Source organism: Microbispora bryophytorum (assembly GCF_043197435.1).
In the GTDB taxonomy this organism is placed as follows: domain Bacteria; phylum Actinomycetota; class Actinomycetes; order Streptosporangiales; family Streptosporangiaceae; genus Microbispora; species Microbispora bryophytorum.
In genome coordinates, this window is record NZ_JBICTF010000014.1 from 153,043 (window position 1) to 172,824 (window position 19,782).

13 protein-coding genes are annotated in these 19,782 nt (G+C 71.2%); 9 read left to right on the forward strand and 4 right to left on the reverse strand.

Features of this window, described 5'->3' with window-relative positions; translation table 11 throughout:
* Positions 1-1,611 (reverse strand): class I adenylate-forming enzyme family protein, encoded by a 1,611-nt coding sequence (locus ACGFIB_RS34590; RefSeq protein ID WP_393377554.1) that lies wholly within the window; start codon positions 1,609-1,611, stop codon positions 1-3.
* Positions 1,608-7,232 (reverse strand): non-ribosomal peptide synthetase/MFS transporter, encoded by a 5,625-nt coding sequence (locus ACGFIB_RS34595; protein WP_393377556.1) that lies wholly within the window; start codon positions 7,230-7,232, stop codon positions 1,608-1,610. The genes ACGFIB_RS34590 and ACGFIB_RS34595 overlap by 4 nt, the downstream gene beginning before the upstream one ends.
* Before the next feature lie 497 nt (positions 7,233-7,729).
* On the opposite strand from ACGFIB_RS34595, the gene ACGFIB_RS34600 reads away from it, so the two are divergent.
* The 6 genes from ACGFIB_RS34600 (at position 7,730) to ACGFIB_RS34625 (ending at position 14,558) form a co-directional block, all read left to right on the forward strand.
* On the forward strand, positions 7,730-8,653 hold the full coding sequence (locus ACGFIB_RS34600) for a thiamine pyrophosphate-dependent dehydrogenase E1 component subunit alpha (RefSeq protein ID WP_357247492.1): 924 nt from the start codon (positions 7,730-7,732) through the stop codon (positions 8,651-8,653).
* On the forward strand, positions 8,650-9,627 hold the full coding sequence (locus ACGFIB_RS34605) for an alpha-ketoacid dehydrogenase subunit beta (protein ID WP_393377559.1): 978 nt from the start codon (positions 8,650-8,652) through the stop codon (positions 9,625-9,627). The genes ACGFIB_RS34600 and ACGFIB_RS34605 overlap by 4 nt, the downstream gene beginning before the upstream one ends.
* Complete coding sequence (locus ACGFIB_RS34610; RefSeq protein WP_393377562.1) at positions 9,624-10,865, forward strand: 2-oxo acid dehydrogenase subunit E2; 1,242 nt, start codon at positions 9,624-9,626, stop codon at positions 10,863-10,865. Before ACGFIB_RS34605 ends, ACGFIB_RS34610 begins: the two co-directional genes overlap by 4 nt.
* Positions 10,866-10,869: 4 nt before the next feature.
* Positions 10,870-12,192 carry a GH1 family beta-glucosidase gene (locus ACGFIB_RS34615; RefSeq protein WP_223853660.1) on the forward strand — a complete coding sequence of 441 codons (1,323 nt, stop codon included), beginning with the start codon at positions 10,870-10,872 and terminating at the stop codon, positions 12,190-12,192.
* A gap of 464 nt (positions 12,193-12,656) precedes the next feature.
* Positions 12,657-13,553 carry an aldose 1-epimerase family protein gene (locus ACGFIB_RS34620; RefSeq protein ID WP_229689862.1) on the forward strand — a complete coding sequence of 299 codons (897 nt, stop codon included), beginning with the start codon at positions 12,657-12,659 and terminating at the stop codon, positions 13,551-13,553.
* Positions 13,554-14,558 (forward strand): phosphotransferase family protein, encoded by a 1,005-nt coding sequence (locus tag ACGFIB_RS34625; RefSeq protein ID WP_393377564.1) that lies wholly within the window; start codon positions 13,554-13,556, stop codon positions 14,556-14,558.
* A 2-nt stretch (positions 14,559-14,560) separates the two neighbouring features.
* Here ACGFIB_RS34625 and ACGFIB_RS34630 read toward each other — a convergent pair whose 3' ends face one another.
* Positions 14,561-14,728 carry a hypothetical protein gene (locus ACGFIB_RS34630; protein ID WP_167748343.1) on the reverse strand — a complete coding sequence of 56 codons (168 nt, stop codon included), beginning with the start codon at positions 14,726-14,728 and terminating at the stop codon, positions 14,561-14,563.
* 119 nt (positions 14,729-14,847) lie between these two features.
* Here ACGFIB_RS34630 and ACGFIB_RS34635 point away from each other — a divergent pair, with 119 nt between their 5' ends.
* Positions 14,848-16,095: an FAD-dependent oxidoreductase gene (locus ACGFIB_RS34635; RefSeq protein ID WP_393377566.1), complete on the forward strand. Its 1,248-nt coding sequence runs from the start codon at positions 14,848-14,850 to the stop codon at positions 16,093-16,095.
* Positions 16,096-16,106: 11 nt separating this feature from the next.
* Positions 16,107-17,477 carry a class II 3-deoxy-7-phosphoheptulonate synthase gene (locus tag ACGFIB_RS34640; RefSeq protein ID WP_357247477.1) on the forward strand — a complete coding sequence of 457 codons (1,371 nt, stop codon included), beginning with the start codon at positions 16,107-16,109 and terminating at the stop codon, positions 17,475-17,477.
* A 108-nt stretch (positions 17,478-17,585) separates the two neighbouring features.
* Here ACGFIB_RS34640 and trxA read toward each other — a convergent pair whose 3' ends face one another.
* Positions 17,586-17,951, reverse strand: coding sequence for a thioredoxin (gene trxA, locus ACGFIB_RS34645; protein WP_142572720.1), 366 nt, complete (start codon positions 17,949-17,951; stop codon positions 17,586-17,588).
* 122 nt (positions 17,952-18,073) lie between these two features.
* Between trxA and ctaD the strand changes: the two genes are divergently transcribed.
* Positions 18,074-19,762 (forward strand): aa3-type cytochrome oxidase subunit I, encoded by a 1,689-nt coding sequence (gene ctaD / locus ACGFIB_RS34650; protein ID WP_393377569.1) that lies wholly within the window; start codon positions 18,074-18,076, stop codon positions 19,760-19,762.
* The last annotated feature ends 20 nt before the right edge of the window (positions 19,763-19,782 follow it).

Below are 19,782 nucleotides of genomic sequence, written 5' to 3' on the forward strand. Positions count from 1 at the left end.
TCACTTGCCTTCCGTCGTGCTGATCACGGAGCCGCCCAGCAGCGCGGGCAGCTCCTTCTTGATGACCTTGCCTGACTGGTTCCTGGGCAGGCTGTCGACCACGAGGATCCGTTCGGGCAGCTCGTGCCAGGCCAGCCGGTCCATCAGGAAGGCACGCACCTCGCTTTCCGACAACCCGGGGCTCTCGGACAACCCACGGCCCTCCTGCTGTCCCGGCGACCGCGGCGATCTGGGCACGACCGCGGCCCCCAGCACGGAGCCCAGCACCGGATGCGGAAGCCCGAACACGGCCGCCTCGGCGATCCCCGGGTGCTCGTGCAGCGCGGCCTCCACCTGGAGCGTGGACACCTTGAACGCGCCGGTCTTGACCACGTCGCTCTCCCGGTCGACGAGGTAGAGGTAGCCGTCGGCGTCCACGTATCCGACGTCGCCCATGCGCACCCAGCCGTCGCGGAACGACCGGGCGCTGGCCTCGGCGTCGCCGTAGTAGGACCGAGTGGCGGTGGGCGAGCGCATCCACACCTCGCCGGTCTCCCCCGGCGGGAGCGGGTCGCCCTCCTCGTCGGTGATGCGCAGCGAACCGCCGAACGCCGGCCGCCCCAGCGCGGCCGGTCGCGTCCGGTCGTAAATCATGATCGTCTGAGCGGGGGCGGCCTCGGTGGACGTGTAGTAGTTCGTCACGGTCGCGTTCGGGAAGGCCGCCGACAGACGTTCCGACAGGGCGGGGGGAAGCGCGGCCGCCGCCGACCCCAGCAGCACCACGCCGGACATGTCGTGCCGCTCGTGCAGCCCGGCGTCGAGCAGCTCGATCGCCATCGAGGGCACCAGGAACACCGTGCCGGGGCGGTAGGTCTCGATCAGCCGGGCGAACCGGCCCGGGGTGAACCTCGCCGGGGTCAGCACGGTCGGCCGGGCGTCCAGCGCGTTGATCAGCATGGTCTGGCCGGCGTTGGTGCCGATCGGGAAGGCGTGCAGCAGGTGGCGCGAGTGGGCGAACCTGCGGTGCTTGGGCTGCGTGACGCACCCGTAGGCCAGGTTGGCGTGGCTCGCGCCGACCCCCTTGGGCCGCCCGGTCGTGCCGGAGGTGTAGAGGATCTGCGCCAGGTCGCCGGGCCGCACCCGCGGTCCCTCCCCCACCGTCTCCGGCCCGAAGCCGGCTTCCAGCTCCGCCGGGGTCGCGGTCCACGGCTCCACGGCGCCTTCCCCGGGCCCCGGCGGCGCCGTGAGGTCCCGGCCCAGCAGCACCGCCGACGCCGCGCAGTGCCCGATCATGTAGCGCAGCTCGGCGGGGGCCAGCCGGTCCGACATCGGCACGGCCACCGCGCCCGCCTTGAGCACCCCGAAGAACGCCACGGCGAAGTCGATCCAGTCGCGGCTGCCGAAGTGCAGCGCCACCCGCTCGCCCGGGGCGACTCCCCGGTCCGTCAGACCGGCGGCGAGCGCCGCCGACCTGCGGTCCCACTCGGCGAAGGTGAGCGTGCCGTGCCCCTCCACGATCATCGCGACGCCGTCCGGTTCCTGTCCCGCGCGCAGCCGCAGCAGCTCCGGCACGGTCAGACCGGGCACGCCCCGCGCTCCCCGCGTCCTCATCGTCCCCGTCGTCCCCGTCATACGTGCTCCTTCTCGGGTTCGCGGGCCGCCCGTGCGTCCGTGCCCACCTGTGCGTCCGTGCGGGCGGCCGCGATGCGCTCGGTCAGGGCCTGGTAGCCGACGACGTCGTCCGGCAGGGCGTCGGGCACGTCGGTGTCGAACCGGCGCAGCACCCGGATCCGCAGCGCGACCAGCGCGATGACCGCGATCGCCACCCCGAAGCAGGCGTACATGAAGCCGATCCCGCGCCCGGCGCCGGTGCCGAGCACAACGCCCGCCGTGCCGGCGAGCGGCCCGTCCGGGGCGAGCAGCGGCTCGAAGACCTGCGCGCCGTACGGCGCGACCAGGCCGAACCCGATGGGCAGGGTGGACCAGGCGACCAGCGTGTTCAGCGCGATGACCCGGCCGTGGAACCGCTGCGGCACCTTGACCTGGATGATCGTGGCGTAGACGCCGTTCAGCAGGGTGAGGCACAGCGACATGCCGAACGCGCCGACCCCGATGAGGAACAGGTCGGGGCGCAGCCCGGTCAGCAGGCAGAACACCGACAGGGCGAGCGTCGACAGCAGCACGCCGAGCAGCCGCCTGCGGCGCGGTCCGCCCCACGCGGCCATGGCCAGGCCGCCGAGGAAGGCGCCGAGCCCGCCCGCGAACGACACCCGGCCGACCTCGGCCAGCGACCCGAACGACAGCACCAGCGGCGAGATCATCATGAACAGCGGGGACAGGAAGATGTTCAGCACCGCGAAGTAGAACAGCATCGCGCGGAAGCCCCGGTTGCCCCAGGAGTGGCGGATGCCGCCCATCATCTCGGAGAGCACGCTCTCCCGCCGCTTCCAGGCCATCGTCGCCGGGAAGCGGATCAGCACGACGGTGAGCGTGGCGACGACGTAGCTGGCCACGTCGATGACGAGGATGCCCTCCAGCCCGATCGCCGCCATCAGCCCGACCGCGATCAGCGGCACGATGAGCTGCGCGGTGCCGGTGGCCATCTGGACGACGCCGTTGGCGTGCCCGAGGAACCGTTTCGGCACGAGCTGCGGAATCGCCGAGCCGTACGCCAGCCGTTGGAAGGTGAGCGCGACGGACAGGCAGACCAGCAGCGGATAGATGTGCCAGGTCTGCAGGTTGCCGGTCCACAGCAGCAGGCCGAGCGCGAGCTGGGTGCCGCCGGCGGCCGCGTCCCCGGCGATCATGACCTTGCGCCGGTCGAACCTGTCGACGACGGCTCCGGCCAGCGGGGCGACGAGCATGCCGGGCAGCAGGCCGAGCACGGAGAACAGCGCGAACCGGGCGAGCGAACCGGTGGTGAGATAGATCCACAGCGGAATCGCGAACTCGGTCAGCGCGGAGCCGGTGATGGAGACGAGCTGTCCGGCCGCGATGAGGAGGAACCGCCGCATGCTGGGCGGCGGGCCGACGCGCACCCGCGTGTCTGCCGCACCGTCCGGGCCGCCCGGGTCGTCCTGCGCCCCGCTCTCGACCTCGCTCTCGATCACCTCGCCCTCGACCACCTCGCCCTCGACCACCGGGGTTCCGGACCGGCGTGACACGCCCTGCAACCACCAGGTGCGGCCCTCGTCCCGTTCCATCCCCTCCGTACGCCCGGAGGCGAGGGCGGCGTGGGTGCCGGTGACGATCTCGGCCAGCTCCTCGTTGCGGTAGCGCAGGAAGAAGTGCCCGGCCTCGTCGAGAACGACGCACGCCGTCTCGTCTGACAGGCAGTGCCACTCTTTGTAACGTTCCTGGTAGAACTCGGCCGCCGGGTCGCGCTCGCCGACCACGGAGATCACCGGCGCGCGCAGCGCCGGGCCGCCGCCCGCCTCGAAGATCCGCGTGAAGTACCGCTCGGCGGCGCGGGTGCCCTCGCGGCGGTTGTGCACGATCAGCTTGACCTGCTCCCGGCCGAGGTCGTCGACGTCGAGCCCGGCCGCGGTCAGGGCGTTGACCCGCTGCTGGTCGCTGGTGAGGCGGTCGAAGAAGGCTCCGAGCCAGTTGAGGCCGCGGCCCGGACGGGCGAAGGGGAACACGCCGCCGAGATACAGCGCGTCCACCGTGCGGCCGTCCGCCTCCAGCCTCCGGGCCATCTCGGCGGAGAGCATGACGCCGAGGCCGCAGTGGCCGTACAGCACCAGTGAGCCGCCGTTCCTGTCCATGATCTCGGAGATCTCGGCCACGCAGTCGAGCACGACCTCGTCGAACGGCCGGGCCTCCTCACCCAGCTCGTGACCGGGCACGGCGACCGAGTAGAGCGCCCAGTCGTCCGGCAGCGCGTCCGCGAGCGGCTGGTAGACGACCGCGCTGCCCCCGCCGTACGGCACGCACACCAGGGTGGTGGTGGCGGCCCGGGCGGGGGTGAGCCGGTGCAGCAGGGAACGCGGCACGTCCCCCTCGGCCGTGAGCAGCCGGGCCAGCTCGCGGACGGTGCGGTGCTTGAACACGTCGAGCACCGTGATCCGCCGGTCCGGATGCGCCTTGCGCAGCCGGGCGATGACCCGCATCGCCAGCAACGAGTGGCCGCCCAGGGCGAAGAAGTCGTCGAGCGCCCCCACGCGCTCGACGTCCAGCACCTCCGCCCAGACGCGGGCCACGTCCTCCTCGGCGCCGGGCGCCGGGGGGAGGTATTCGGCCGCCGCCACGTCGGCCTCCGGCTCGGGCAGCCGCGAGCGGTCCACCTTGCCGTGCGACTTGAGCGGCAGTTCGTCCAGCCAGGCGTACCGCGAGGGGATCATGTACGCGGGCAGCCGGTCGGCCAGCCACGCGCGCACCGCCGCGGTGTCCGGCCGCGCGCCGTCCACTTCGTTCTCCGCGTTCCCGGCCGCCGGGACGGCGGGGGCGGCGGGGACAGCGGGGACGAGGTAGGCGACGAGCTGCTCGCCACGCGGCTCGACCACGGCCTGGGCGACGTCCGGATGGTCGGCCAGCACCGACTCGACCTCGCCGAGCTCGACCCGGTAGCCGCGGATCTTCACCTGGAGGTCGCGGCGGCCGAGGAACTCCAGGTCGCCGGAGCCGGACCACCGGCCGAGGTCGCCGGTGCGGTACATGCGCGACCCGGGCGGGCCGTACGGGTCGGGGAGGAACCGGTCGGCTGTCAGGCCCGGCCGGTTCAGGTAGCCGCGGGCCAGCCGGTCGCCGCCGAGGTAGATCTCCCCGGGCACTCCCGCGGGCACCGGCCGCAACCGCTCGTCCAGCACGTACGCCCGCGCCCCGGGCAGCGGCGAGCCGATCGGCAGGCTCACGCCCGCCTCGGCCGGGCCGTCGGGAGCGGGCAGCCGGGCGACGTCGTAGGTGGTCACGCCCACGGTGGCCTCGGTCGGACCGTAGTGGTTGACGACCTGGCAGCGGCCCATCGCCGCGAGCTCGGCCGCCCAGCCGCGTGGGGCCGCCTCGCCACCCAGCAGCAGCAGCTTCCTGGGCAGCAGGTCGTCCGGCCCGGCGTCGGCGAGCAGAGCGGCGAGATGGGACGGCGTGATCTTGAGGTAGTCGATCCCGGTCCGCCGGAAGATCTCCGCCAGCTCGGGACCGGCGGTGCGCGAGGGCACCAGGTGCAGAGTGCCGCCGGTCATCAGGCACAGGTAGAAGACCGTGACGCCGAAGTCGAAGGCGAGGGACTGGAGCAGGGCGAAGGACGAGCCGGGCTCCACGCCCAGCCGCTCGCGCACCCCGGCGAGGTAGACCATGGCCTCGTGGTGCTGCACGGCGACGCCCTTGGGCCGCCCGGTGGTGCCGGAGGTGTAGATCACGTACGCGAGGTCGCCCGGAGCCGTGGGCTCCCAGTGGTCGGCGGGCTCCGGCGCCTCCTCGTCGAGGTGCACGGCGGTGACGCCATCGGGCAGCCGGTCGCGCAGGTCGGGGCTGGTCACGACGATCGACGCCGCGGCGTCGGCCAGGACGAACTCGAGCCGGGCGCGCGGGTGCTCCGGGTCGAGCGGCAGGTAGGCCGCGCCCGCCTTGAGCACGCCGAGCACCGCGACCGCGAGCCCGGTGGACTGCTCCAGGCAGATCGCCACGCGGTCGTCGCGCCGCACGCCGAGCCCGCGCAGCCGCCGGGCGAGCCGGTCGGCCGCGGCGTCCAGCTCGGCGTACGTGAGGGCGTCGCCGCCGCAGGCGACGGCGGTCGCGGACGGGGTGCGGGCCGCCTGCGCGGCGAACGACTCGTGGAGCGTCGTCGCCCCGCCGAACGCGTCCGCCGCAGGCGCCACCGCCTCGGGAGCCGCTCCCGCGAATGCGAGCACGCGGTCGCGCTCGGCCGCCGGGAGCAGCTCCAGGTCGGACACCCGTGCGTGGGGGTCGGCGACGATCGACCTGAGCAGGTTCTCGAAGCACTCCGCCAGGCGCGCGATCGTGGCCGGCCGGAACAGCTCGGTGCGGTAGGTGATGTTGCCGTGCAGGCCGTCGCCCTGGTCCATGAGATAGAGCGCGAGGTCGAACCGGCTGGCGGTCACCTCGAACGGGTACGCCGACATGGTCAGCCCCTGGGTGCGCAGCGGGGCCGACCGGTAGTTCTGCAGCGCGAACATCACCTGGAACACCGGCGACCTGCTCACGTCGCGCTCGACGCCGAGCTCGCCGACCAGGCGGTCGAAGGGCAGTTCCTGGTGCGCGTAGGCGTCCAGCGCCGTCTCGCGCACCCGGCCGAGCAGCTCGGTGAACGTCGGGTCGCCGGACAGGTCGGCCCGCATCGGCAGCGAGTTGATGAAGAGCCCGACGACCCGCTCCAGCTCCGGCAGGTCGCGCCCCGACACGGGCGATCCCACCGCGAAGTCGTCCTGGCCGGAGTACCGCGCGAGGAGCACCTGGTAGGCGGCGAGCAGGGTCATGTACAGCGTCGCGCCGTTCGCGCCGCCCAGCGCCGTGAGCGCGTCCACCAGCTCGCGGTCCACGACGACGCCGTGGGCGGCGCCCGCCGAACCCTGCTCCGGCGGGCGCGGCAGGTCGGTCGGCAGTTCGATCGGCGGCAGCCCGGCCAGCCGCTCCCGCCAGTAACGGATGTCGTCCTCGTGGGTCCGTCCGCGTTCCCACAGCGCGTAGTCGCCGTACTGCACGGGCGGGGCGGCGAGATCGGGGTCGGTCCCGGTCCGGTACGCCTCGTGCAGGGCGAGCAGCTCCTCCATCACGATGTCGCACGACCAGCCGTCGGTGACGGCGTGGTGCATGGTCAGGAGCAGCACGTGCTCGCGGGCGGCGAGCCGGACCAGGAGCAGCCGCAGCAGCGGGCCGGTCGCGAGGTCGAACGGCCGGTTCAGCTCCTCCTGCACGTTCTCCTGCACGGTGGCGGGGTCGTCCGACAGCCGCAGCTCGACCGCGGGCTCGTCGTCCAGCACGATCTCCGGCGTGCCGTCCTCCGTGGTGACGAACCGGGTGCGCAGGGTCTCGTGGCGGCGGGCCACCTCGGTGAGGGCGCGCTCCAGGGCCGCGTCGTCGATCTCACCGCCGTCCAGCCGGACGGCGAAGGCGACGGTGTAGGCGGTGGTGCCCGGGGCGTACTGCTCCAGGAACCACAGGCGCTCCTGCGCGTGCGAAAGCGGCGGGTGGGTGCCGGCCGGTCGCGGCGGCACGGTGACCTTCGCGGCTGCCCCGGCCCTGAGCCGCTGTGCCAGCAGCGCCTGCTTGGCCGGTGAGAGGCCGGTTCGGGTCACGACGCCGGCACCTCGGTTGAAACTTGCATTAAGAACATGGCATTCCTCTGTGCGCTCTGCGCCCCGGTACGCCGGCGGTACGATCCGAAGACGCGGACGACCAACGATCCGGCAGCGGAATCACCGCCGGTGAATTTCCTGCCTGGTGCCTGGCGCGGAATCCACTGCCGCTCGCGCCGGTGACCCCCATTTCGGACGCGGTAGTGGGAACGCTCCCACGGCAGTGGAGGCTAGGGATCGCGCCTTTCGTTCGTCAAGTGTCATGGAAGTTTCTGTCCGTTATTAGCCCCAAGGCGGGGTATGTGAGGATATTGCTGCAGATCACGGACAATTAGGTCTTAATCTCCTAAATTCGCCCTATTACGGGGGATTGACAGGGCCCCTAACCGCACCTACCCTGCGTGGGAGCGCTCCCAGAATGGGTGCTCCTGTCCCTGGCAGCGGGTCCCGGCGTCGAGCGCGCACTCGACCAGAGACGCACCAGGAGCGGACCACCTGTGATCGCCACCGCTGCACCGTCCCGGAGCCCGCGGCATGCCCTCAACGACGGGGATCTTCGCTCACTCCTCCTCATCCGGCACTTCGAACGCGCCCTGCTCCGCCTGTTCGAGCAGGGCGTGCTGAGCGGCACCACCCATACCTGCCTCGGGCAGGAGTACATTCCGGTCGCGGTCTCGGCCCTGCTCCGCGACGACGACTTCGTGTTCAGCAACCACCGGGGGCACGGCCACTTCCTCGCCCGCCATCCCGACCCGCACGGACTGCTCGCCGAGATCATGGGGCGGGAGGGCGCCCTGTGCGGCGGCGTGGGCGGCAGCCAGCACATCTACCACCGGCGTTTCCTGTCCACCGGCGTGCAGGGCGAGAGCCTGCCCGTGGCCACCGGGGTGGGCCTGAAACTGGCCGGCACGGGAGCGCTGGCCTGCGCCTACATCGGAGACGGCACCTGGGGCGAGGGCGCCGTCTACGAAGCGCTGAACATGGCCTCCCTCTGGCGGGTGCCGCTGCTCGTCGTGGTCGAGCACAACGGCATCGCCCAGTCGACCCCCACGTCCGCGCAGATGGCCGGCACGATCGCCGCCCGGGCGGCGGCCTTCGGCGTCCGCCACCACCACGTCACGTCCACCGACGTCGGCGAGATCAGGCAGGCCCTCGCCCCGCTGGTCGACGCCGTGCGGGCCGAGCCGTCCCCGCTGGTCGTCGAGTTCGCCACGCACCGCCTCGGACCGCACAGCAAGGGCGACGACACCCGCCCGCCGGAGGAGATCCGCCGGGTGCGGGAGTCCGACTGGTACGACCGGCACGCCGAGCTCGATCCCGAGTGGTTCGCCCGGATCGACCGCGAGCAGCGAGAGCTCGTCGAGCGGGTGGTCGCCGAGGTCTCCGCCCGGCCCCTCTCCCGGCCGGGGGGAGCGGCGTGACCAGGGTCTCCGAGCACCTCAACCAGGCGCTGCACGATCTCATGGAGTCCGACCCCTCGGTCCACCTGCTCGGCGAGGACGTCGGCGACCCCTACGGCGGCGCGTTCAAGATCACCCGAGGACTGTCCGGCCGGTTCGGCTCCCGCGTGCGATCCACGCCGCTGAGCGAGGGCGCGATCGCCGGGGTCGGCGCCGGGCTGGCCCTGGCCGGCGACAAGGCCATCGTCGAGATCATGTTCGCCGACTTCGTGGCGCTGGCGTTCGACCAGATCACGAACTTCGCCGCCAAGTCCACCTCGATGTACGGCAGGCCGGTGCCGGTGCCGCTCGTGGTGCGCTGCCCCACGGGCGGCAACCGCGGCTACGGCCCGACCCACAGCCAGAACCCGCAGAAGCACTTCATCGGCGTGCCCGGGCTGTCCCTGTTCGAGATGACGCCGTTCCACGACGCGGCCGAGCTGTTCGCCCGGATGTTCGGGCTCGGCCGGCCCTGCCTGTTCTTCGAGGACAAGGTCCTCTACACGCGGCAGATGTTCCGCACCGACGACCTGTTCCGGTTCGAGCTGGTGGACGACGTGGCGCGGGTGTACCTCGACGGCGCGGGCCGCCCCGACTGCACGCTGGTCACCCATGGCGGGCTCGTCCACCGGACGCTCGACGCCATGCGGGCGCTGCTCCTGGAGGACGACCTGGTCTGCGAGCTGCTGGTGCCCGCCCAGCTCTACCCCGTGCCCCCTCTGCCGGGACTGGAGGACGCGCCGCACGTCTGCGTCGTGGACGACGGAACCGAGGGCGGCACCTGGGCGGCCGAGGTGGCCACGGCGCTCTATCCGCGTCTGTGGGACCGCCTGCGCCGCCCGATCACGTTGATCAACTCCTCGGACGGGGTGATCCCCGCCGCCCCCCATCTGGAACGTGAGGTGCTCGTGCAGGCCGACAGCATCCGAGCCGCGGTGAGGGAGGCGCTGTCGTGACCGATTTCCGGGTGCCCAAGCTCAACAACAACGACACGTCGTACGTCCTGGTCGAGTGGCTGGCCGAGGACGGGCAGGCGGTGCGGGACGGCGATCCGATCGCGCTGCTGGAGACGTCGAAGGCGACCGAGGAGGTCGAGGCCCCCACCGACGGCGTCCTGCGGCGGCTGCTCGCCGAGGGGGCCGAGTGCGAGCCGGGGCAGGTGATCGCCCGCCTGCTCGGGAGCGCGGACGAGGCCGCCCCGGAAGCGGCGCAGGAAACCGTGCAGGAGGCCGGGCGGGAAGCGGTGCAGGAAGCCCCGCAGGAGGCCGCGCACGGAAACCCGGGCGGAGCGCGGACCGCGGCGACGCCCGGCGACGCCTCCGGCGTGATCGTCACGGCGCCCGCGCGGGAACTGATCGAGGAGCACGGCATCCCCATGGAGCGGGTGCACGCCCTCGGCCGCAAGGTGATCAGGCGGACCGACGTCGAGGAACTGCTCGGCGGGCAGGAGCCCTCCCCCGCCGTCTCCCCTGCCGTCACCGGCGACGCCCCGGCGGGGGACGACGACGCACAGTGGATCACGCTGTCGCGGGCGCAGCAGCGGACGGCCGAGGTCGTCGAGCGGTCCCTCCGCGAGATCCCGGCCGCCTTCACGGCGATGAACGTCGACGTGACCGAGGTCCTGTCGCTCGCCCGCGACCTCACCCGCCGGCTGCGCACCCTGGTCGGCCTGCCCGAGATGGTGGTGAAGGCGGCCGGCGGGCTGCTCGACCGCTTCCCCATGTTCTTCGCGGCGCCCGGCCCCGGCCCGCGGGCGAGAAGGGCCGCCACCGCCGACGTGGGCGTGACGGTCGACGTGGGCCGCGGGCTGTTCATCCCGGTCGTCCGCGACGCCGGCAACCGGCCGCTCGCCGAGATCGCCGCCGACCTGGTCGGCTTCCGCAAGACGGCGCTCACCGGGTCGTTCCGGGAACGCGACCTCCAGGGGGGCGCCATCACGCTCACCCTGCACACGAACGACGGCATCGTGTTCGCCGTCCCGATCGTCTTCCCCGGCCAGACGTGCGCGCTGTCGCTGACCGCGCCGCGTCCGGAGGTCGTGCAAGACGGCTCGGGCTTCGCCGTACGCAGGTTCGCCACAGTAGGGCTCGCATACGACCACCGTTTCATCAACGGCCGCGATGCCGCGGAGTTCCTCGGCGAACTCCGCACGGCGCTCGAATCACCCGCGCGTTTCCTCAGCGAGAATGGATGAAGCCATGAACTCACCCGCACGGTTTCCGGCCGATTTCGTCTGGGGCGCGTCCACCGCGGCGTACCAGATCGAGGGCGCGACCACGGAGGACGGTCGCGGGCCCTCGGTGTGGGACACGTTCTGCGCGGTTCCGGGCAACGTACGCGACGGTGACAGCGGTGAGCACGCCGCCGACCACTATCACCGCTACAACGAGGACCTGGACCTGATCGCCGATCTGGGCCTGGCGAGCTACCGCTTCTCCATCGCCTGGCCGCGGATCCAGCCGACCGGCTCGGGCAAGCCCAACCAGAAGGGCCTCGACTTCTACCGCCGGCTCGTGGACGGGCTGGCCGAACGCGGCGTCCGGCCGATGGCCACGCTCTTCCACTGGGACCTGCCGCAGGAGCTGCAGGACCGAGGGGGCTGGGAGAACCGGGACACGGCCGAACGCTTCGCCGAATACGCCGAGATCTGCTACGACGCCCTGGAGATCAGGGACTGGCTGACGATCAACGAGCCCAAGACCGTGGTCGACTGCGGATACCGCTTCGGCAGCCACGCGCCGGGCTTCAAGGACGACGCGCGCGCGTTCGTCGCCTGCCACCACCTGCTGCTCGCGCACGGCCTCGCCTCCCGGGTGCTGCACGAGCGGCACCCCGGACGCCGCATCGGGCCGGCGCTCAACCTGCACCCCACCTATCCGGCCGACGACACGCCGGAGGCGCGCGAGGCGGCCCACCACCAGGACGGGCTGGAGAACCGGCTCTACCTCGACCCCGTCTTCAAGGGCCGCTACCCCGAGGACACGCTGCGCTGGATCTCCGAGCGCGGCCCGATGGCCGACCACATCCTCGACGGCGACCTCGGCGTCATCAGCGAGCCCATCGACGTCCTCGGCGTGCAGTACTACACACCGGTCTTCGTCGACGGCAAGGGCGAGCGGGTCTTCCGGCACGAGCGGGCCCAGGCCGAGTGGCTGGAGATCTACCCCGAGGGCCTCCACGACATCCTCGTACGAGTGCAGCGGGACTACCCCGGCGTGCCGATGATCATCACCGAGAACGGCCTGGCCACCGTGGACGGGATCGACGCCGACGGCCGCGTCCGCGACCAGCGGCGGATCGCGTACCTGCGCGATCACCTGAGCGCGACGCACCGCGCCATGGAGGCCGGTGCGCAGGTCGAGGCCTACCACGTGTGGTCGCTGCTCGACAACTTCGAGTGGGCCGAGGGGTACAGCCAGCGGTTCGGCATCGTGTACGTGGACTACGCGACGCAGCAGCGCACCCCCAAGGACAGCGCGTTGTGGTATCGCGACGTCGCGAAGAGCGGCGAGCTGCGCTGAGACCCCTGCGGGCCCGCAGGGCCCGAGGACGAGCCCTGAGGAAAAAGGGCCCGATGAACAGGGCCCGATGGCCGCGAACCGGGCCGGTGGCTTTCCGCCGCCGTTCCCGGGGCGCGGTTCTCACCCGCCCGCGCCTATTCGCGTGCCCGCGTCCTCGGCGCGCGGCGGTGCGACGCACGGCTGCCCATAACCGCTGAAACTTTCAGCGCGCAATGGTGGGCGGCTGCCCATGCACGTGCATACGAGAACAGGTTTGCGGCAAATCAGTGCCGTTAGACCGATCTACGCGATAATCCCGCGAATAAGTTGACGCGTCAGCCGAAAAGGCTTAACTTTGCTCGCAGTGGGAGCGCTCCCACTCTGCTCCGACCCCCCTTGGATCAAGGGCGATGAGCTGGGATAAAGTCCCTGCATACCGTCAGATGACCCGCTTCTTGACGTCGCGTCAGCGAGAGGACTCCCCCGTGCCCGATTACACGATTGCCGGCGGCGCATACCAGGCCACGGTCAGCGAGCGGGGCGGCGCGCTCCGGGCGCTGACCCACGAGGGCCGCGATCTGGTGGCGAGCTGGCCGGAAGGCGGGCCGGTCCCCTACTTCAGCGGCACCGTCCTGGCCCCGTGGCCGAACCGCGTGGTCGGCGGCACGTACGTCTTCGAGGGCCAGCGCCGCCACCTGCCGGTGAACGAGCCCGACCGCGGCCACTCCCTGCACGGCCTCGTCGCCGAGCTCGACTGGAAGTGCGCGGAGCTGCTGTCCGTCGAGGACCACCACGGCCACGTACGGCTGACGCACGTCGTGGAGCCCACCGAGGGCTACCCGCACAGGATCGCCCTCGAGGTGCGGCACGCGGTGTCCGAGGAGGGCCTGTCGACCACGCTGACGGCGCAGAACGTGGGCGAGACGGCGGCCCCGTACGGCTGCGGGCCGCACCCGTGGCTGCTGGCCGGGCCCGACGTCACCGCCTACACGCTCAGCCTGCCGGCCGGGCGGGTGCTGCTCACCGACGACCTGCTCGCCCCCACCGACCTGGTGGAGGTCGCGGGGTCGCCGTACGACTTCACGACGCCGCGTGTGATCGGGGACACCGCGGTCGACCACGCCTTCGCCGGCGTGACGGAGGGGCGCGTGCGCGTGCTCGGGCCCGAGGGCGGGGTGGAGCTCACCTGGGACCCGGCGGTGATGCCGTGGGTCCAGATCTGCACCGGCACGGGGCTCGGCCACCGGGGGCTGGCCGTGGAGCCGATGACGTGCCCGCCCGACGCGTTCAACTCGGGCACCGATCTGATCGTTTTGCAGCCGGGGGACAAGCACGAGGCCACGTGGACCATCGCGGTCACCACTGCGTCATTGGAAGGGTGAATGGACAGCAAGACGAAGAGGCGGTTGTCCCCCGCCCAGCTCGACGAGGTCACCCGCGAGGCGCTGGGCTGCGGGGTGATCTCCTCGGAGGAGCTCACCGACGGCTTCGCCAACTCCGTCTGGCGGCTCGGCCTGGATGACGGACGTCAGGTGGTGCTCAAGCTCGGGCCGCCGCCCGACCTGCGGCTGCTGGCCTACGAGCGCCACCTGCTGCGCACCGAGGCCATGGTCTACCAGCTCGCCCAGCCCGCGGGGCTGCCGATGCCCACCCTGCTCAAGGCGTCGTTCGACGACCCGCTGCTGGGCGGCGACCTCCTGATCCTGTCCGCGCTCGACGGGGTGCCGTGGAACCGGACGTCGCTGAGCCCCGCGGAGGAGAGCGCGCTGCGGTTCGAGCTGGGCCGCCACCTCGCCCGCCTGCACACGATCCCGGGCACGGGCGTCTTCGGCTACCCGTACGCCGGGCTGACCGGCAGGACGTGGCGGGAGGCGTTCCTCGTCATGATCGGGGCCCTGCTGGACGACGCGGTCCACTTCAACACCCCGCTCCCCGCGACGATCCTGGAGATCGTCGGGCTCGTCCACATGAACGCGCACGTCCTCGACCAGGTCACCACCCCGTCACTGGTGCACTTCGACATATGGCCGGGCAACGTGTTCCTGGACGGCGACAGGCGCGTCCAGGCGCTCATCGACCACGAGAGGGCGTTCTGGGGCGACCCGCTCGCCGACTTCGTCACCCCCACCATCTTCGACGAGCTGCGCGAGGACGACCCGATGCTCGCGGGTTACCGGCAGGAGGCCGGCCCGGTGAGGCTGGACCAGGCGGCCCGCGTCCGGATCGCCCTCTATCGGGTCTACCTCTACCTGATCATGCTGGTGGAGGACGGCCCGCGGCAGTATCCGGAGGAGGCCTACGCCCGCACCAGGGACATCACCACGCGGTCACTGGTCGCCTGCCTGGAGGTGCTGCGCGCGGGGTCCCGCAGCCACGCGCACGTCTGAGGTCACGCCTCCAGCGTGAGGGACTGCGAGCCGCACCCGTTGCCGGTGTGCGGCTCGGAGTCGCCGGTCGCGGCGAGGGCGGCGGGCGCTCCCACGGTCAGCGACGCCATAAGGGACAGGACCAGCGCCCCGGCCGCGACGCGGGGCAGACGACTGACACGAGCACTCACAGCGGACTCCAGAAGGCCGACACCATTGATCACAAAATAGCGGTCCCGCGCGCGCTCCGGTAGGCCCACATCTGGTGGCCCGGCCCCCCGCGTGAGATGATTTCAGCGGGTGATGAATTATGGAGACGACATGTGTGATCGCGGGCGGTGGGCCCGCGGGGGCCATGCTCGCGCTGCTTCTGGCCCGCGCGGGCGTCGACGTCACTCTGCTGGAGAAGCACGGGGACTTCCTGCGCGACTTCCGCGGTGACACCATCCATCCCTCGACCCTCCAGGTCCTGGACGAGATCGGCCTGTCCGAGGCGTTCCACCGGCTGCCGCACCACAAGGCGTACCTGATGTCCGTGCTGACCGACGACGGCGAGGTGCCCATCGCCGACCTGCGACGCGTGCCGGGGAAGTACCAGTACATCGCCTTCGTCCCACAGTGGGACTTCCTCGACCTCCTCACCCGCGAGGCGAGCGCGTATCCCCGCTTCCACCTCGTGATGAACGCCACAGTCGTCGATCTCATCCGGCGCGACGGCGCGATCCGCGGGGTGCGCTACCGCGACGAGCGGGGCGAGGAGCACGAGATCCGGGCCGTGCTCACGGTCGCCGCCGACGGCCGGCACTCCGACGTCCGGCGGGCGGCCGGACTGACGCCGAAACGGTTCGGCGCGCCGATGGACGTCCTCTGGTTCCGGCTGCCACGGGCGGAGGGCGATCCCGAGCAGCCGTTCCTGCGGGCGTCGACCGGCCGGCTCATGGTCGCCATCAACAGGGACACGTACTGGCAGCTCGCCTACCTCATCCCGAAGGGCGGCTTCGCCGCGCTCGAGGCGCAGGGCGTCGACGCGCTGCGCCGCGAGGTGGAACGGCTGCTGCCCTTCCTCGCCGGCAGGACCGGCGGGCTGCGCCGCTTCGACGAGGCCGGCATGCTCAGCGTGGAGCTGAACCGGCTCACGCGCTGGCACCTGCCCGGGCTGCTGCTGATCGGCGACGCGGCCCACGCGATGTCGCCGGTCTTCGGCGTCGGGATCAACCTCGCGGTGCAGGACGCGGTCGCGACCGCCAACATCGTCGGGCCGGCCCTGCTGCGCGGCCGGGCCCCCACCGCGGCGCTCGCCAGAGTGGGGCGCCGCAGGAAGGTCCCCACGGCCGTCGTGCAGACCGCGCAGCGGGTGGTGCAGGAACGCCTCATCCGGCCGGCGCTCGCCGGTCCCGTGGCGCGGATCCCCGCCCTCACCCGTGTGCCGGTGGTGCGGTCGCTGGTGGCCCGGTTCCTCGGGCTCGGCGTGCTGCCCGAGCACGTACGTCTTCCGCTGCGAGAAAAAAGATCTCAGCAAATGGACAGGAAGGGGACCACACGGGACGCGGTGCAATAACCTTGGTACCCGTGAGCGCAACGAACCTCGACCCCGTGAGCGGCCCGGACACCTCGGGTGCCCTGGACACCTGGCGCGACCTGCCCGCGGCACAGCAGCCGGACTGGCCCGACCGCGGCGAGCTGGACAAGGTCGTCGCGGAGCTGGCGTCCGTGCCCCCACTGGTGTTCGCCGGTGAGTGCGACCAGCTCAAGGACCGCATGGCCGCCGTGGCGCGCGGGGAGGCGTTCGTCCTGCAGGGCGGCGACTGCGCCGAGACCTTCGCGGGCGCGACGGCCGAGAACGTGCGCAACAAGCTCAAGACGCTGCTGCAGATGGCGATCGTGCTGACCTACGCCGGCCGCGTGCCGGTCGTGAAGATCGGCAGGCTCGCCGGGCAGTTCGCCAAGCCGCGGTCCAAGCCCACGGAGACCCGCGACGGCGTCGAGCTCCCGGCCTACCGGGGCGACATGGTCAACGGCTTCGACTTCACCGCCGAGACCCGCCGCCCCGACCCGAACCGGCTGCTGCGCGCCTACCACTCCTCCGCCGTCACGCTGAACCTCGCGCGGGCCTTCACCAAGGGCGGCTACGCCGACCTGCGCCAGGTCCACGCGTGGAACCAGGACTTCGTCGCGGAGTCCCCGGCGGGGCGCCGGTACGAGCAGCTCGCGCGGGAGATCGACCAGGCGCTCTCGTTCATGCGGGCCTGCGGGGCCGACCCCGAGGAGTTCCACACCGTGGAGTTCTACTCCTCCCACGAGGCCCTGATCCTCGACTACGACCGGGCACTCACCCGGATCGACTCGCGTACCGGCCTGCCGTACGACGTGTCGGCGCACATGGTGTGGATCGGCGAGCGCACCCGGCAGCTCGACGGGGCGCACGTCGAGTTCTTCAGCCGCATCCGCAACCCGATCGGCGTGAAGCTCGGCCCGACCACCACGCCCGAAGAGGCCATCGCGCTGATCGACAAGCTCAACCCGGACAACGAGCCCGGACGGCTCACCTTCATCGCCCGCATGGGCGCGGGCAAGGTCCGCGACGCGCTGCCGACGCTGGTGGAGAAGGTCAACGCGAGCGGCGCCACCGTGGCCTGGGTGTGCGACCCGATGCACGGCAACACCTTCGAGGCGCCGAGCGGCCACAAGACGCGCCGCCTCGACGACGTGCTCGACGAGGTCGCGGGCTTCTTCGAGGTGCACCACGCGCTCGGCACCCACCCCGGCGGCATCCACATCGAGTTCACCGGCGACGACGTGACCGAGTGCGTGGGCGGCGGGCACGCGATCGTCGAGGAGGACCTGGCGCTGCGGTACGAGACGGCGTGCGACCCCCGTCTCAACCGCGGTCAGTCGCTCGACCTCGCCTTCCGCGTCGCGGAGCTCTACCGGTCGAGCTGACCCGGGCCGGGCCCGAACCGCCCGTCGCCGTTCGTCTGAATCCGCCGTCGCCCTCCGATCACTCGGACGGGGTGACGGCGGTTTCCGTTTCCCGGACGCCCCGGGGCGTCAGGAGCTCTTGGCCTCCGCCTCGATCTGGGCGCGGATGGCGTCCATGTCGAGCGCGCGCAGCTGCCGGATCAGGTCCGTGAGCGCCGGCTCGGGAAGGGCGCCCGGCTGGGCGAACACCACGATGCCGTCACGGATCGCCATGATCGTAGGAATCGCGGTGATCTCGAAGCCCTCAGACAGGGCCGGCTGCGCCTCAGTGTCGATCTTGCCGAACGTGATGTCCTCGTGCTCCTCGGACGCCTTTTCGAAGATCGGTGCGAAGGAGCGGCAGGGGCCACACCAGGATGCCCAGAAATCGAGCAGTACGATGCCGTTGTCGGCGATGTCGTTGAAGTTCTTCTCGGTTACCTCGATGGTCGCCACGGGCGACTCCTTTCGCTCGGTCTTCAGCGGGCATAACCAGCCGGACAATCCCAGCATTCCATTTCCCGATGAGCCTCGTGTGATTGGGCAGGAGACCTCCTTGACGTAGAAGGAGCACCCGGATGACGACTCATGCCGCACGGCCGAGCGACCTGACGGCCCAGAGGGGCACCGGCGCCCGGATCGCCTCATGGTTGTCGAGCACGGATCACAAGGTGATCGGCAACCTCTATCTGATCACCACGTTCCTGTTCTTCCTGATCGGCGGCCTGCAGGCCATGGTCATCAGGGCGGAGCTCTTCGATCCCGGCATGCAGTTCGTCACGTTGCAGCAGTACAACCAGCTGTTCACGCTGCACGGCACCATCATGCTGCTGTTCTTCGCGACGCCGTTGTTCGCGGGGTTCGCCAACGCGATCATGCCGCTGCAGATCGGCGCTCCGGACGTGGCGTTCCCGAGGCTGAACATGGCGAGCTACTGGCTGTTCCTCTTCGGCGGCCTGATGGTCCTCGGATCGATGCTGACCGGCGGGGCGCCGACGTTCGGCTGGACGTCCTACACGCCGCTGGCGCGCGCGGCCTTCACCCCGCAGCTCGGCGGGGACCTGTGGGTGATGGGCCTGGCGCTGTCCGGTGTCGGGACGATCCTCGGCTCGGTCAACTTCATCACGACGATCATGTGCATGCGCGCCCCGGGAATGACGATGTTCCGGATGCCGATCTTCACTTGGAACGTGTTCTTCACCTCGATCCTCGTGCTGCTGGCCTTCCCGGTGCTCGCCGCCGCGCTGCTGGCGCTGGAACTCGACCGGAAGGTCGGCGCGCACATCTACGACCCGCAGACCGGCGGTCCGCTCCTGTGGCAGCACCTGTTCTGGTTCTTCGGCCATCCGGAGGTCTACATCATCGCGCTGCCGTTCTTCGGCATCATCACCGAGGTGATCCCGGTCTTCAGCCGCAAGCCGCTGTTCGGGTACGTCGGGATGATCGGCGCGACGATCGCGATCACGGCGCTGTCGGTCACCGTGTGGGCGCACCATATGTTCGCCACCGGCCGGGTGCTGCTGCCGTTCTTCTCGCTGATGACGTTCCTGATCGCCGTGCCCACGGGGGTGAAGTTCTTCAACTGGACCGGCACGATGTGGCGGGGCAGTCTCACCTTCGAGACGCCGATGCTGTGGGCCGTGGGCTTCCTCGTGACGTTCCTGTTCGGCGGTCTGACCGGGGTGATCCTCGGGTCGCCGCCGCTGGACTTCCACGTGACCGACACCTACTTCGTGGTCGCCCACTTCCACTACGTGGTGTTCGGCACGGTGGTGTTCGCGATGTTCTCCGGCTTCTACTTCTGGTGGCCGAAGCTGACCGGCCGGATGCTGAACGAGCCGCTCGGGAAGATCCACTTCTGGATGCTGTTCATCGGGTTCCACATGACGTTCCTCATCCAGCACTGGCTCGGCGTGCAGGGCATGCCGCGGCGGTACGGCGACTACGCGTCCGCCGACGGCTTCACCTGGATGCACCAGGTGTCGAGCCTCGGGGCGTTCCTGCTCGGGCTGTCCACCCTGCCGTTCATCTACAACCTCTGGTGGACCGTGCGCCACGGGGACAAGGTGACGGTCAACGACCCGTGGGGGCATGCCAACTCGCTGGAGTGGACGACGTCCTGCCCGCCGCCGCGCCACAACTTCGTGTCGATCCCGCCGATCCGCTCCGAGCGGCCCGCCTTCGACCTGCGGTATCCGCGGCTCGGCGGCAAGCCGGGCGAGCCGCCGGCGACCAAACGGGACTTCGTCGATCCCGACGCGAAATAGGAGCGCGCGACAGTAAGGGG